12 protein-coding genes, 1 pseudogene, 1 riboswitch and 1 other annotated feature are annotated in these 14,821 nt (G+C 34.6%); of the genes and pseudogenes, 12 read left to right on the top strand and 1 reads right to left on the bottom strand.

Annotated features, from left to right (window positions below; genetic code table 11):
- Window positions 1-171: 171 nt before the first annotated feature.
- The 12 genes and pseudogenes from J4P91_RS13995 to trpB all read left to right on the top strand — a co-directional run bounded on the left by J4P91_RS13995 (window position 172) and on the right by trpB (window position 13,253).
- Complete coding sequence (locus J4P91_RS13995) at window positions 172-1,359, top strand: esterase/lipase family protein (RefSeq protein ID WP_243763853.1); 1,188 nt, start codon at window positions 172-174, stop codon at window positions 1,357-1,359.
- Window positions 1,360-1,495: 136 nt separating this feature from the next.
- Window positions 1,496-2,521, top strand: a complete 1,026-nt coding sequence (locus tag J4P91_RS13990) for a homoserine dehydrogenase (RefSeq protein WP_207994620.1) — start codon at window positions 1,496-1,498, stop codon at window positions 2,519-2,521.
- Window positions 2,499-3,203, top strand: coding sequence for an MBL fold metallo-hydrolase (locus J4P91_RS13985; RefSeq protein WP_207994657.1), 705 nt, complete (start codon window positions 2,499-2,501; stop codon window positions 3,201-3,203). Before J4P91_RS13990 ends, J4P91_RS13985 begins: the two co-directional genes overlap by 23 nt.
- A 48-nt stretch (window positions 3,204-3,251) precedes the next feature.
- A riboswitch (TPP riboswitch) is annotated at window positions 3,252-3,359 on the top strand.
- Between the two features lie 400 nt (window positions 3,360-3,759).
- A complete protein-coding gene (gene tenA, locus J4P91_RS13980) occupies window positions 3,760-4,449 on the top strand; it encodes a thiaminase II (RefSeq protein WP_207994619.1) in 690 nt (229 codons plus the stop codon).
- Window positions 4,450-4,873: 424 nt separating this feature from the next.
- Window positions 4,874-6,421 carry an alpha/beta hydrolase gene (locus tag J4P91_RS13975; protein WP_207994618.1) on the top strand — a complete coding sequence of 516 codons (1,548 nt, stop codon included), beginning with the start codon at window positions 4,874-4,876 and terminating at the stop codon, window positions 6,419-6,421.
- A 532-nt stretch (window positions 6,422-6,953) separates the two neighbouring features.
- On the top strand, window positions 6,954-7,874 hold the full coding sequence (locus J4P91_RS13970; RefSeq protein WP_207994617.1) for a macrolide 2'-phosphotransferase: 921 nt from the start codon (window positions 6,954-6,956) through the stop codon (window positions 7,872-7,874).
- 462 nt (window positions 7,875-8,336) lie between these two features.
- A complete protein-coding gene (locus tag J4P91_RS13965; protein ID WP_207994616.1) occupies window positions 8,337-8,672 on the top strand; it encodes a hypothetical protein in 336 nt (111 codons plus the stop codon).
- 461 nt (window positions 8,673-9,133) lie between these two features.
- On the top strand, window positions 9,134-9,901 hold the full coding sequence (locus J4P91_RS13960; protein ID WP_207994615.1) for a DUF3959 family protein: 768 nt from the start codon (window positions 9,134-9,136) through the stop codon (window positions 9,899-9,901).
- Between the two features lie 151 nt (window positions 9,902-10,052).
- A pseudogene (locus J4P91_RS13955) lies at window positions 10,053-10,196 on the top strand (helix-turn-helix transcriptional regulator); the annotation flags it as partial.
- Between the two features lie 184 nt (window positions 10,197-10,380).
- The gene (locus J4P91_RS13950) at window positions 10,381-11,148 is read left to right on the top strand and encodes a CAP domain-containing protein (RefSeq protein WP_207994613.1); all 768 of its coding nucleotides are present in this window, start codon (window positions 10,381-10,383) and stop codon (window positions 11,146-11,148) included.
- Between the two features lies 1 nt (window position 11,149).
- Window positions 11,150-11,524, top strand: a complete 375-nt coding sequence (locus J4P91_RS13945) for a hypothetical protein (protein ID WP_207994612.1) — start codon at window positions 11,150-11,152, stop codon at window positions 11,522-11,524.
- A gap of 193 nt (window positions 11,525-11,717) precedes the next feature.
- Window positions 11,718-11,982: a binding site (T-box leader), on the top strand.
- Between the two features lie 80 nt (window positions 11,983-12,062).
- The gene (trpB, locus tag J4P91_RS13940) at window positions 12,063-13,253 is read left to right on the top strand and encodes a tryptophan synthase subunit beta (protein WP_207994611.1); all 1,191 of its coding nucleotides are present in this window, start codon (window positions 12,063-12,065) and stop codon (window positions 13,251-13,253) included.
- A gap of 615 nt (window positions 13,254-13,868) precedes the next feature.
- Here the strand turns inward: trpB and J4P91_RS13935 are convergent.
- Window positions 13,869-14,540, bottom strand: a complete 672-nt coding sequence (locus tag J4P91_RS13935) for a YukJ family protein (protein ID WP_207994610.1) — start codon at window positions 14,538-14,540, stop codon at window positions 13,869-13,871.
- Window positions 14,541-14,821: the final 281 nt, after the last annotated feature.

The raw sequence follows: 14,821 nt of genomic DNA, 5'->3' as shown, positions 1-14,821 counted from the left end.
ATAACCTTTGCGAATTGCGTAGGTATATCTTTGTGAATCTTTTTTCTATTACATAAAAAGGGGGTAAAAATGAAAGCGTTTTATTAGAGGGGTAGAAAAAAGAAAAGGGGATGTAAAATGAGAAGATTATTTTGGGGATTATTAATTTTATGTTTTATCGCTTCGAGTGTAATGCTGCCAATGCCAACGCACGCAGAGGAGGGAAAGAAAAATAACAATCCTATTATTTTAGTACATGGTTTTACGGGATGGGGAAGAGATGAATTGTTGGGTGTAAAGTATTGGGGTGGTGTACATGATATTCAAGAGAATTTAAAGAGGAATGGATACAATGTACATACCGCCGCCGTTGGGCCATTATCAAGTAACTGGGACCGTGCTTGTGAATTATATGCTGAAATTAATGGTGGAACAGTAGATTATGGAGCAGCACATGCGGAGAAACATGGACACGATCGATATGGTAGAACATATACAGGGTTTGTTCAAAATTGGAATGAAACAAATAAGGTTCATTTAGTAGGACATAGCATGGGTGGTCAAACGATACGCGCGCTCGTTCAATTATTGAAAGAAGGAAATCAAGAGGAGAGGGAGTATGCAAAACAACATGCAGATGTGAAGATGTCTCCATTGTTCCATGGCGGAAAATCATATGTTCATAGTGTAACGACATTGGCAACGCCTCATAACGGGACGACACTTGCAGATGGAAGTTTACTTCTGCCAGCCGTAAAGCAATTACTAGTTGCAACTGCTGGAATTGGAGAAAATAACAATCTATCACTATACGACTTTAAATTGGATCAATGGGGAATTAAAAAGAAAGCCGGAGAGTCATTTCTTCAATATTCAAATCGTGTGTTAAATAGTTCCATTTGGAATGGGACGAAAGATATAAGTCAATGGGATTTAAGTACAGATGGGGCGAGGGAATTGAATGAATGGGTAAAAGCGCAACCAGACGTATATTATTTTTCTTACAGTGGACATGCCACACAAGCAGCTCCTATAACAGGGCTTCACTTACCGCACATCACAATGAATAAAACGTTAATGGGGAATGCGATTTTCTTAGGATCATATGAAAGGTACGAACAAAATCAACCATTCATTGATTCATCTTGGTGGCAAAATGACGGCGTGGTAAATACAAGTTCGATGGTAGGGCCATCAACTGATACAATCATAAATAATAATGGTGCACCAGAGATTGGAAAATGGAATCATATTGAGACAAAACAAAATTGGGATCACCTTGATATGGTTGGACTAAGTGTTTCGGACTCATTAGGTTTTTCTGATATTAATACTTTTTACCGGACAATTGCTGAAAAGTTATCCAATTTACCAAAATAACTGGATTCATATTTATATTGAAAAGCAAGAACTCCCTCAAAGTATGGTGAGGGAGTTTTTACTTCGTGAATTGTATCGTACCTTCGGAGTATAATGGAGCTAACATTAAAATAGCATAATAGTTTGAGGTGATGATATGAGAGTTAACATAGTGATATCTGGATATGGAACTGTTGGAAAAGAGTTTGTGAAATTGGTATTGGAGAAAGATGCATATATAAAAGAGATGTACGGAATTGAACTTGTCTTTACTGGAATTATTGGAAGTACAGTCAATCTTTATAATGACAAGGGCTTACATATTAAAGAACTATTAATTTATGGTACTGGTTCTTGTGCATTAGAGAAATATATCAAACACTATCCACTTGATAAAAGTGAAAAAATTCCTTTTGGTAATGTATTAATAGAATCTACACCAACAAATCTTCAAACTGGCGAGCCTGGAAGAACATACATTCAAACAGCGATTAAAAACCATATGGATGTAGTGTCTATTTCAAAAGGAGCACTTGTTACGAATTGGCAAGAAATAAAAGAAAAAGCAAAACTAGCAAACGTACGTATTCGCTACAGCGGTGCAACTGCAGCTGCACTCCCAACTTTAGATATTGGACAATTTAGTTTAGCTGGATGTCAAATTGAAAGCATAGAAGGTATTTTAAATGGAACAACAAATTATATTCTTACAGACATGTATGAAAAAGATGTAACATTCCAGGAAGCATTACATCAAGCACAGCAAAAAGGAATAGCTGAAACAGACCCATCATTAGATGTAAGTGGAATGGATAGTGCTTGTAAACTATTATTATTGGCAAATAGTTTGCTGCAAGCAGAAAATTCATTGAATTGTATATCTATAAAAGGTATAGAAAGTGTTACGAAACAAGATATACTGAAAGCGAAAGAACAAGGTAAATCTCTAAAACTAATAGCAAAAGCATATAAAGATTATTCAGGAAATCTTAAACTTGAAGTCTGCCCGTGTGAAATAGGGAAAGAACATCCGTTGGCTCATGTAAATGGAACGGAAAAAGGAATCACTTTTCATACTGATACGATGGGAAAAGTTACTTCAACCGGAGGAGCTTCGAGCCCAAGAGGAGCAGCGGCAGCGGCTTTAAAAGATTTGATTAATTTATATCGAACAAATATATGATGAAAAAGAAGCTATATTAGTCGATACTGGTATGCCAGGACAATTGAAACAAATTCGTGATGTGATGAATGATGTTGGTGTGCCTTTCGAACAATTACAAACAATCATTTTAACACATCAGGATATAGATCATATTGGGAGTCTTCCTGAAATACAACAAAAAGCAGATCAACCTATTGAAGTGTACGCACATGAATTAGATAAGCCGTATATTGAAGGACAAGTGCATTTAATGAAAACAAATCCAAGTAACATGAATAAAGACCAATGGGATGCACTTCCGGAAGTTATGCAATTTCTATATAAAAATCCACCTATAGCAAAAGTAAATCAAACATTAAAAGATGGACAAAGTTTACCCTTTTTCGGAGGCATTAAAGTAATTCATACACCAGGGCATACTCCGGGACATATTAGTTTATATAGTGAAAAATATAAAGCATTAATTGCAGGTGACGCAATGGTATGCGTTGATGGAAACTTAAAAGGGCCCGTCCCGCAAACGACACCATATATGGAAATAGCTAAAGAATCGCTTAGAAGATTTTTAGAGTTTGATATTGAGACTGTAATTTGTTACCACGGTGGTGTTTGTAATTTAAATGTTAAAGAGCGGCTTGAACAATTAGTGGGAATAGATGAAAAATATTTTATAAAGTTTGAACGTTCAAATAATATTTGACAGTTCTATGAATTGTGTTATGATAAGTATCAAATTAAATAGTTAATATCGATCCACTAGGAGTGCCTTTAGATAGGCTGAGATCAAAGTATACCTTTGAGACCCTTAGGACCTGATCTGGCTGATACCAGCGTAGGGAAGTGGAAGTGATGGGACATTATATTTATAAAATATCGATGATTTCCAAAGCACTTTCTTTACGTATGTGGAGAAAGTGCTTTTTATTTTATCCCGCTATTTGTGGGCAGTAAGACCCCCACCTCAAAGTTCAGCGAAAGCAAAGAAGTTAGGTGGGGGATTAACTGCCCGTAAAAGCCCGATTCGTGAGGGCTAATAATCAGTAGTGGGATGAAGAAAACCCCCACTGATTAAAGTTTCACTTTATGCATCCATTTATATGCACTGCATGCTGCTGAAAGTCAAGTTTTGGTAAAAGGGCAAGTCGTCTAGGTACTGATAAACAATTGGTGGAGAAATCTGTTTTAGCTTTCTATTTTATAAAAAATACAGATTGTAACTATTATTTGTAATTTATATATTTATTGGGGGTCTTATAATGTCATTTTCACAGTTATTACGCAAAGAAGTTAATTCAATTTGGGAAACAAGCTTTAACCATCCGTTTGTCACAAAACTAGGAGATGGAACGCTAGATTTAGCTAGTTTCCGCTATTATGTACTGCAAGATTCATATTATTTAAGTCATTTCGCAAGAATCCAAACGTTAGGGGCGGCGAAAGCTACTGAATTAGAAACGACAGCTCGCATGGCGCATCATGCACAAAATACATACCAAGCTGAATTATCGTTACATGAGAATTTTGCAAAAAAATTAGGAATTACTGAAGATGAAAAAGAATCATTCGTTCCTGCACCGACGGCTTATGCGTATACATCACATATGTATCGTGCTGCCTATGAAGGACATTTAGGGGATATTATTGCAGCGATTTTACCTTGCTATTGGCTTTATTATGAAATTGGTGAACGTTTGAAAGAATGTCAACCCGAAGAACCAATTTACCAAGAATGGATTTCCGCATACGGCTCTGACTGGTTCCGTACTTTAGTAGAAGAGCAAATTGCACGATTAGATGCAATTGCTGAAACAGTAACAGAAGCTGATCGTAAGCGTATGAAACAACATTTTGTAATTAGCAGCCAGTATGAATATTCATTTTGGGAGATGGCTTACACATTAGAAAAGTGGCCAGTGGAAGAAAAGGGAGAAGGTGTAAGTTTGTAAGGAAAAGATATTACTCACATTGCAAAAGTAACTGCGGATTACAAAAAATGGCTAACTTAGTTTAGTCATTTTTTAGTGTACAAAAATAATCTCTACGTTTTAGAAAAATTAAATTCAGTAATTTGTTGCGGACATATTATAAAAAAATTACACAATAAAAAGAGGGAGAGTATGATTTTTATTGAAGATTCTTAAGAGGGAGGAAATAGCTGTAAAGAAAATTATTGCTCTCTATTTATCTTACAATAATTGGAATATAGATTGATATACTTCAAATTTAGCAAATCATTCACTTTTTCTTGAAAGCTTTCCTAGGGATAAGAATTTAATTAAAGGAAATAATCAACAAACGTATTTTTAGAAAATGTAACTACCTAGATTGTACGATAGTTATAAAAATTTAATATTGGAGGAATCGAAAAATATGAGAACGAGAAAACGAATAGGGAATAAGTTATTACTTGTAAGTACAATTTTTGCGATAAGCATTCCGACTGTTACATATGCGGAAGAAACAACTACACATACGAAATTCTCCATCGCACCCGGTTTGAATGAGATGAAAAATACAGATGAATTGAAAACAAGTTTTTATCCTGATTTATTTATTAATTCGTATAATAATCCATTGTTCAGCCAGCAATTAACCTCAATGTTAAAAGAAACAAACACAAATATTAAGGAAGTAGAGAATACCAGCGATGAAAACCCTTTTATATCTACTACTCTTAAATTTATCCGTGATATGAATACTGAAAATTATAAATCTGCATTTGATTTAACTTCTCGATCTTTGCAAAAGGTAATATCTGAAAAATGGTTGGAAAGCTATTGGAAGGGACTCCCGCTACAATTACAAGCAGGTCATTTTATCGGAATCGGGGAAGTGAAACAAAAAGAAACAAATTCCGTTCATACAAATGTAGAAATCGGATTAATTTTTGAACAATTCACTGTGCCTTTACTAATTAAATTGGATCCATCTGGAAAAATAGATGATTTTCAACTTAGCATGTCGTTTAATTCTGTTGCAGAACGCCCATCATATAGTAAGCCTGAATCATTTGTTGAAAAAGAAGTAGTAGTTGGAAGTGGCGCGTTTCCATTACCAGGAACATTGTCTGTTCCGAAGGGGGATGGACCTTTTCCAGTGGTTATTCTTGTTCAAGGATCTGGAGCCAGTGATAGGGACGAAACTGCATTTGCATTAAAACCGTTTCGCGATCTAGCTGAAGGTCTTGCTTCAAAAGGAATTGCTGTCCTTCGTTATAATAAACGAACGTACGAACATAGCTTAAAAACACAATTAAGCCCTTTTTACACAGTTGATAAAGAGACAACAGATGATGCCCTCCTTGCAACTCGTTTTCTGCAAAATCAACCAGGGATAGACAAAAATCAAATTTATATTCTCGGCCATAGCCAAGGGGGCATGATGGTCCCGCAAATGATTGAAAAAGATCAAAACCAAAACATTGCTGGGGCAATTGTGATGGGAGGACCAGCTCGTACGATCCAAGATGTTGTTTTAGATCAATTGGATTACTTGTTTTCTATTGGAGGAATGAAACCTGAAGAATATCAGTTTTACAAATCGCAATTTGAATTATTAAATGATCCTAATTTCTCTAGCCAGAATCCTCCAAAAGATTTTCATTTAGGCTCACCAGTATTTTGGGATTCTATCCGTAAAACTAAGGCAGCAGAAATGTCCAGGGAACAAAAGACACCGCTTCTTATTATTCAAGGAGAAAGAGACTATCAAGTTCAATCAAAAATCGAAATTCCTCTCTGGAAAGAACAATTAAAAGAGCGAGATAACGTAGATTATCGACTTTATCCAAAGTTAAATCACTTCTTTACAGAAGGAGATGGGGAATTAAGTAAACCGGATGAATATTATAGTCCTGCCAATATCCCTGAGTATGTTATAAATGATATTGCTACTTGGGTGCAAGGAAAATCGAAATAAAAATAGGAACAGTATTATTTAATAACGATTCTCTACATTTAAGATAAAATCATTTTTTTATTGAGAGACACATATAATCATAGTATGATGTAAGCAACTATAAAGAACGGAGGAATTTACCTGATGGCATTTTTTAGATTCCGATTTCATACTTTGAGCCGCTAATTGAATAGTGCTACAAAGGCTCTGCCTGTGCGCAGAGTAATCGGGATTGGTCTGCCTAATTTAAGGTAAACCCTATTTGGGTGATACGTAAAAAGAGAGCGGAGCAAAACTGCTCTCTTTTTTGTGTCTTTACAACTATAATAAATAATGCCATATGATTTATAATCACTTCTATTTTTCGGATGAGGTGTGAATCATAAATTATTCCATTTTATTCAAAGACCCTTCATAAGACTGAGAAGATCACGATTTAAAAAGGGGGATTTTTTCAGTTTATTTGTGATAAATTATTCCGTTTACTCAAAGCACAGGTAATCAGCCTGTGTTTTTTGTGCTTATATGAAGAAATTTAAAGGAGTGTTTATCTATGACAAATGCAAATGAACAGAAAAGTATAGAAGAAATTTTAAAAATCGCTGAAAAGAATGGCTTACAATTGAATAAAGAAAGCGCTGAATTAAATGAATCAGGAATGGACTTTCAAGTGGTGTTCGCTACTGATGAACAGGGGAGTTCATGGGTGCTTCGCAAACCAAGAAGACCAGATGTCATTGAAAGAGGAGCGTTAGAAGGGAAAATACTAGGGCTTGTTCAAAAGTATTTACCTGTTGCAGTACCAAATTGGAAAATCAATACAACAGAATTAATGGCTTATCCATTAGTAAAGGGTAATCCCGCTGCTGTGATTGATTTAGAAATACAAAATTATGTGTGGCACATTCAAAATAATCCACCATCTATAACGTTTGTTCGATCTTTAGCAGAATCGCTCGTCGCTTTGCATTCGATTGATCATAATGAGGCGACTAAACACGGAATTGAAGTTCTTCAACCTGCTGAAGCAAAGCAATTGTTAATAGACAGGATGCATCAAATAAAGTCGCAACTTGGTGTGTCAGGTGAACTATGGGAGCGCTGGCAAAAATGGCTTGCAAATGCAACGTATTGGCCAGAGCATTCTGCATTTGTTCATGGTGATTTACATCCACCGCATATTTTAGTTGATAAAAATGCCAAAGTAACAGGCCTGTTAGACTGGACAGAAGCGAAAGTAACGGATCCAGCTACTGACTTTACTCTTTATCTCACAATCTTTGGAGAGGATAATTTGAAAGGATTGTTAAACGAATATGAAAAAGCAGGAGGGAAAGTTTGGCCGAGAATGCTTGAACACATTATTGAACTTGGTGCTGCTTATCCGGTGATGATTGGATTATTTGCTCTTCAGACGAAGGAGGAGGCGCATATGGAGATGGCGCGTGGAGCTTTGGGAGTGAATGAGAAATAGTAAATATGCTATCGTGTGAAGTATATGCGTTATGAGTGAAAGTATAATCGTATTAAAATGGTATCTTCAAGTCTCGGATCTCTTGTTCATCACACCCTTGCAGATATAAAAATAATGACAAGCATCCCTGCTAGGTAGGGGCAGGGATGCAAGGGTAAAGAAGGCTATTTATTATTTATCGAATTAAGTCGAATTCGATAAATTAATAATATCACTAATTATTAGGAAAGTAGCATGACAGATGTGTCTGAATTATAAATAAAGTATGAAGAAATTTTAAAAAACGCGTTATTTGGTGGAAGGAGAATGAAGAATGGATAAAACAAATGAAAAAGAGTGGTGAGACGGATGTTAATTATTAATTAATCTTATAAAATCAATTAATAATTAAGAAGAATACTTTATTTTATAATATAATGTATTATAGAGTGTTTTTAATATATAGAAAAGGAATAGAAATTAATGTCTAGACAAAAGATTTTGCTACACATAATACCGTTTCTCATTGCAACATATATAGTAATTGTTGGTGGTGGGATATACCTTAAAGAGTGGTGGAAGGCAATAAACAGTTTTGGCGATATATTTTTTATGATAGGTCTGGCTGTAATTGTTGTAAAAGGGAAGCTAAATAAATGGACAGTGACTTTCTTTATAGTTCCTGTGATTATAAATGGGATAGAGGTTATAAGGTATTTTTGGCTACATAATTATGTTGAGTCCCTATGGAATATAATAACAATCATGTTGTGTTTTTATTTGATGAATGGACACTATGTAAAAAAAGAACAGAAATAAAAAGATTAAGATAATAAAAAATTAAATATTTAGTCCTGCTAGAAGAACCGGCGGATATCAAGTCATAAAGAGCATAAGCAATAATGTACTTTATGATTTGATGTTCGCTTTTTATTTTTCATTAATAATATAGACCAGAAGAGTTTAAATATGACTCAATTAACTATGTTTAAATACAATAGGGTAATTTAAAAATCTTGCTGATTTATAAATAGCGGGATTTGTCATTTCTTTATATAAATGTAGTTATCTATTGTCATTTATAGCTATGTTTTTTTGTTTACTTTTTGGCATGAATAGGATTAAGATATCTTTTAGGAATGTTTTTATTTCATTGAGCGTTAACCTATGCAAAATACATTTATGCTATAATTTTTCAGAAGTGAGTAATATGTTAGAAAAAAATAAAATTCGCTGTGCTATATAGAAGGTAGAAAGATAGCTGAAAGGGATGGAGAATTGTGAAGAAACTTGATGTACTATTAATGGTGCTCAGCTGCCTGTTTCCAATTGCAGGTATTATGAAACAAATCCCTCTAGAATTGTCATTGTATATAGGTGGATTATTATTTTTAACTAGTTTAGGAAGTTATTATGCAAAACGAATGCATTCGCGAATATTTAGTTGGATAGCTTATACTATATTTATCATATTCTTGCTGGCGATTTGGGATCAATACGTAACAATGAGCTCCTTAGTAGCAAATGCAAAAATTGCTGCATGTATTGCGATAATTCCGTTATTATTCCGATTTCGTACCTATGCAATTACCTTAGGGTTACTTGCATTATGGGGAGCGTTATTATGGGATATAAAACAAATCCAATCATTAGTAGTTCTTCAGCGTATTATGAACTTACTGACAGCAGAACGATTGTATCTGCTTCTGCTAGTAGTAGGCTTTTTATTTGGTGGATTTCTTGCAAACGCACTACATCGTGAAAATAGTAATGAAAAACAAGAAAAAACAAACCTATTCAAACAAAAAAAGAAACGAATCAAACCGAAATTTAAGATTCGTATTCCGAGTTTACCTAGATTTAAAGTTAAGATGTTAAAATTCGGTAGAAAATCTTCTATATCAAAAGAAACACGTACGTATGAACCAAATCGTGAAGAAAGAGTCCCAACGTACCATACAACGCAACCAGAGTCCAAACATCATGAAGTTGAAACACCACAAGGTCAAACAAGGATGGAACGAAGAAAAAATCGTTATAATGTATAGAGAATGTTTTTATATAAATATCTAAACCCGAAATGCTCCTTCATACAATTGATGGGGCATTTCTTGTTTTTCACTGTATAATAATTAACATATGAATAGCTTAATTATCGATGAGTTTTATTTAGAAGAATAACGATAAGAAAGGAATGCTATGAGCAAATTAAGTAATTGTTTACGAATGATAGAATTGTTACAAGCAAGAGGAAAAATACAAATTCGAGAATTGGCTGAAGAATTAGAAGTTAAAGAAAGAATGATTCAACTATATAAAAATGATCTTGAAAAAGCAGGGGTTATAGAGGGAAAAGGACAATTATACATAAAACTAAATTTCATTTCGTTCCTGGGCGATTCTCCAACGTAGAAAATTCGCCTTTTTGTTTGGCAGTTCACCCAATTATACAGGGACAATCGCTCAAAAAGTAAACAGCTAAATATTATAGCTAAAAAGCTAAGATTAAGATAAGGAGTGATTGTCTTTGTATCAACCATATTATACCTATGACCAATGTATGTTTAATTGCCAATCCGGACCTGATGGAGGGAATTATTATGAATGTAACCATATGTGTAAGAAGTATAAAACACACCCTTGGTATACAGTACCTTATGGAATAAACCAAGCACCTATAGTAGCAGTACCTTATGGCGTAACTCAAGCACCTGTGACAGCAGTACCTTATGGAATGAACCAAGCACCTATGGCAACAGTGCCTTCGAGTAGTTATACGTATGACCAATGTATGGCGGAGTGCCAAGCAGGGGGAGGGTATTCTTATGAATGTGCCCCGGCATGTAAGATGTTTGGAAGACCAAGCCCTTACGGAATAAGTTCAGTCCATGCTCTTTTTATGAATGAACGGCAAATGATAAGCCGCATTAATGGAGAAAGACAAAAAGCTGGGAAACATGGTTTATCTATAGATCAACGTTTAGCCAATGTAGCCTATGCAAAAGCAAGGGATATGGCTACTATTGGGCGTTGTCCTGCTGAACATTATAGTCCTACCTTTGGTGGAGACGAGGGGACCATGTTAAAGAATGCAGGTATTACAGCAGCGAATTTCGGTTGGATTATTTATTGTGGGCAACCTGGAACTGCTTCTGAAGCAGTAAACTGGTGGATGAATATCAGCACATATGGGCACAGAGAGAACATTTTGAACTCAAGTTTTAATCGCTTCGGTGTGGGGACTGCTGTATCACGAGATGGAAGGCGTTATTGGTCCGTGATTTTCAGTAGCTAGTATGCTGTTCAAAACAAGCCATCTACTATACACCTCAATTTTTAGTTTTGATAGCAATATAAAAAATTTAGATGAAGTTAATGTAAATGAAGCGGGAGAAATTTTATTTAGAAAAATTGATGATTTTTATAGAGAAAAAATAGAGTTGATTGATAATAATGATATATATAAAAATATATTAAGTTCATTATATATAAATCACTGTTTTTATGGTTTACATTGGTATCAAAATAAAGAATTTTATCCAGAGTTTTCCATTTGTACAACAGAAAAAGCATCATTTAATTTTTTTATTTCAAATTTAAATAACGTGAATGATAGTAAAAGATTATGGTATCCTACCCAAAAAAATTCTAAGAAAGAGTTTTTTAGATAACAACTTAAAAAATAATCATTTTTAGTAATTTGAAAGGTTCTATTTCGATTACGTGGAAACGATAAATTCTTTATTTTCCCGTATTTCGTATTAAGTGCTTGCTAATAATATCAGTTGAGACTATTGGATGTATAATTTTTGTAATTGACAAAACAAAAATAGTTCTATAATATCATAATTAAATTTCAATAATCAAAAATCGTTGACTAAGAAGAGTACGTTTAATTGATGCGTTACAGAGAGCTGGGGTTGGTGTGATCCAGTACGATAGATTATTCCGAATGGACTTAGGAGAGGTACGCTGAAACATTAGGAGTATGCGACCCGGGTTCCGCCGTTACAAGGATGAGGATATCGAATTTATTTTTCCGTATCCAAAAACGAGAGGGTTCTGAGTCTATGTGATAAAGAACCAAAAGAGGTGGCACCACGGTATAATCGTATATATCGCCCTCTACATGCATACAGCATGTAGAGGGCTTTTTGCATTTTTTTACTTTTCTCATTCAATATTTATAAATTACAAGGAGGAATTAACATGAATTTATTACAAGCGGAAAATGGATATTTCGGAGATTTTGGGGGTAGTTTTGTACCAGAACAGCTACAAGAGGCTTTACTTCACCTAGAAAATGCGTTTAATCAATACAAAGATGACCCAGAGTTTATAAATGAATATGAATACTATCTTAAAGAATATGTAGGGCGCCCAAATCCGTTGTATTATGCGAAACGTTTGAGTGAAGAAATTGGTGGTGCAAAAATCTATCTTAAGAGAGAAGACCTTAATCATACAGGAGCTCATAAAATTAACAATGTATTAGGGCAAATTTTACTCGCGAAGAGAATGGGAGCAAAGCGCATCATTGCAGAAACTGGAGCGGGACAGCATGGAGTTGCTACAGCTACTGCATGTGCGATGTTCGGAATAGATTGTACGATTTATATGGGAGGGATGGATACAGAACGTCAACAATTAAATGTATTTCGTATGGAACTATTAGGAGCGAAGGTAGTTGCTGTTCAAGAAGGGGGACGTACTCTGAAAGAAGCGGTAGATGCAGCACTTGAAGATTACGCTCAAAACTATGAAAGCACATTTTATTTATTAGGTTCTGCACTGGGACCACATCCGTACCCAACGATTGTTCGTCATTTCCAAGCTGTAATTGGAAGAGAAGCAAGAGCGCAACATATTGAAAAGGAACAACGTCTACCTGACTATTTGGTTGCTTGTGTAGGTGGAGGAAGTAATGCGATTGGGTTATTTGCCCCATTTTATAATGATAAAGAAGTAAAAATGGTAGGTGTTGAACCAGGTGGTAAAGGGATTGAAACAGGTATGCATGCAGCACCTCTTACAGCAGGAGAGCCTGGTATCATCCACGGATTTAAGTGTTATATGATGAAAGACGAAAATGGAGAAATTGCAGAGGCACACTCCATTGCCGCGGGACTGGACTACCAAGGTGTTGGACCAGAGCATAGTTATTATAAAGAAACTGGACGTGCAGAATATGTAGCAATTAATGATAATGAAGCATTAGAAGCGTTTCATAAATTGTCTCGTGTGGAAGGTATTATTCCTGCATTGGAAAGTTCGCATGCGGTGGCTTATGCTATAAAGCTAGCAGCAACCTTACGAAACGATCAAAGTATTATTGTTAATTTATCTGGGCGCGGTGATAAAGACGTACAACAAGTATTTGAAATGAACAACCAAAAATAAGCGTATATTATAAATAGAATATAAAAAAGAAAATTTCAAAAATAAAGAATACTGAATCAGTATTACCAGGAAGGAGGTTGAAAAATATACGTTTTTAATTTCACAAAACGAATGTAGAATTAGAAAGGCGATCTTTCATTCAGTCTTGAATGGAAAATCGCCTTTTTCTATGTTCTTTTTTATTTTGGTTCTTTCAACATAATCCTATTCTTTTTCAATTAGAGCGACAATTTCATTGATTTCACGTGATTTTATCACAATTATATTCAATAGTTGTTGTATTGTATTGGAACGTCAGCATTTTTGTAACTCAAACTAACGATTCAGGTGTTACTACGATGGAATTTTTTTATCATAAGGTTGGTGAGGGAAATTACAACTTATAAAAAATTTAAAAATAACAGTGGAAGTTAGTTTGAAAAATGATTCTTGAATAAGTATATTTACCAAATTCAGAGTATTAGTATCTCCCATAATTAAGATGGGTACAATCATTGTTATGGGAGATCTTTTCACAAGCTGAAACTTATATCGAAAATAAATAAGTTAAGTTCCATTATATAAAGGGAGTGTACATCATGGACATATTTTAAAAAATTCGCTTTATTTTTCATCTCAATCTTCATGTGTACAGTCTCGAATTGGATGCCCCAAATCGTTTGTGCACCATGATTGAGACTGAAATGCTAAAAAGATAGCAACCCAATTATTTGTAAATTGGATGAGAATTCCCCCATCATGCCAGATTCCGTTATCATCTCCAAAACGTCCATTTTCATCATTACCTTGGTTCATATGAACATTATGAATCCCTCTTTTTGGAGAAAATCTAAACTTGTCATCTTGACCTTTTTCAGGTCCCCACTTAGATCCATATACATAAACGATTGCATTTTCTTCTTTCGCCTTTTCTATGTACTTAATAAGTAATTCATTTAAATCATTATCTGGCCCTGAAACATTATGAGGCAAAGGTTTCATAGTTCGGGGGTCAAATAAGTTACCCCGAATATAGTCAAGCGCTATTTCTTGTCTATTACAGTAAATAATTGGAGTAAATCCCTTCTCCATTTTATGAAGTTGAGTAATAGCAGAAGCATCATATTGTTCGTCCACTTTATAGAGAAGCACAGATTCATCATCACTAGACATGACATTAACAGCGATTCTGTAATTTCTATTAAATTCACCTATCATGTGAATTTGAAAGTGAGGAGTATCATTATCTCTTTCTTCATCCCAATTTTTGACGTTTCCTTTAAATACACCGTAGTTTTCAATAGGCATGTTTGATTCCTCCCAATTATGAAATCGTATGTTTTATAACTATCTTACCCTTCAAAGATTTCGATATTCGTAATATTTTAGTATGCTCAGTATGCCTGTTCTAAAAACAGTGGCATTATTTCAAAGGTACTGTCTAATTTTAGAAAACTTCTGAGATACAAAGGATTTCCTTCCAATATTGCTCTTAAATCGTATCTTTCTATCTTTAGAAAAAATATTTTTTATATAAAAAGTTGATAAAAAGAAAAGAAGATTTTATTCTTGCGCGGTTGGTAACGAGG

It is taken from the genome of Bacillus sp. XF8, assembly GCF_017498755.1.
Taxonomy (GTDB): domain Bacteria; phylum Bacillota; class Bacilli; order Bacillales; family Bacillaceae_G; genus Bacillus_A; species Bacillus_A bingmayongensis.
Note: the sequence above shows the minus strand (reverse complement) of the source record. Positions and strands in the feature narration are given on the sequence as shown.

Bases quoted from the DNA above. Each gene is read 5' to 3' on its own strand.
- J4P91_RS13995 (WP_243763853.1), top strand. From the start codon at position 172: ATGCTGCCAATGCCAACGCACGCAGAGGAGGGAAAGAAAAATAACAAT.
- J4P91_RS13990 (WP_207994620.1), top strand. From the start codon at position 1,496: ATGAGAGTTAACATAGTGATATCTGGATATGGAACTGTTGGAAAAGAG.
- tenA (WP_207994619.1), top strand. From the start codon at position 3,760: ATGTCATTTTCACAGTTATTACGCAAAGAAGTTAATTCAATTTGGGAA.
- J4P91_RS13975 (WP_207994618.1), top strand. From the start codon at position 4,874: ATGAGAACGAGAAAACGAATAGGGAATAAGTTATTACTTGTAAGTACA.
- J4P91_RS13970 (WP_207994617.1), top strand. From the start codon at position 6,954: ATGACAAATGCAAATGAACAGAAAAGTATAGAAGAAATTTTAAAAATC.
- J4P91_RS13965 (WP_207994616.1), top strand. From the start codon at position 8,337: ATGTCTAGACAAAAGATTTTGCTACACATAATACCGTTTCTCATTGCA.
- J4P91_RS13945 (WP_207994612.1), top strand. From the start codon at position 11,150: ATGCTGTTCAAAACAAGCCATCTACTATACACCTCAATTTTTAGTTTT.
- trpB (WP_207994611.1), top strand. From the start codon at position 12,063: ATGAATTTATTACAAGCGGAAAATGGATATTTCGGAGATTTTGGGGGT.
- J4P91_RS13935 (WP_207994610.1), bottom strand. From the start codon at position 14,540: ATGCCTATTGAAAACTACGGTGTATTTAAAGGAAACGTCAAAAATTGG.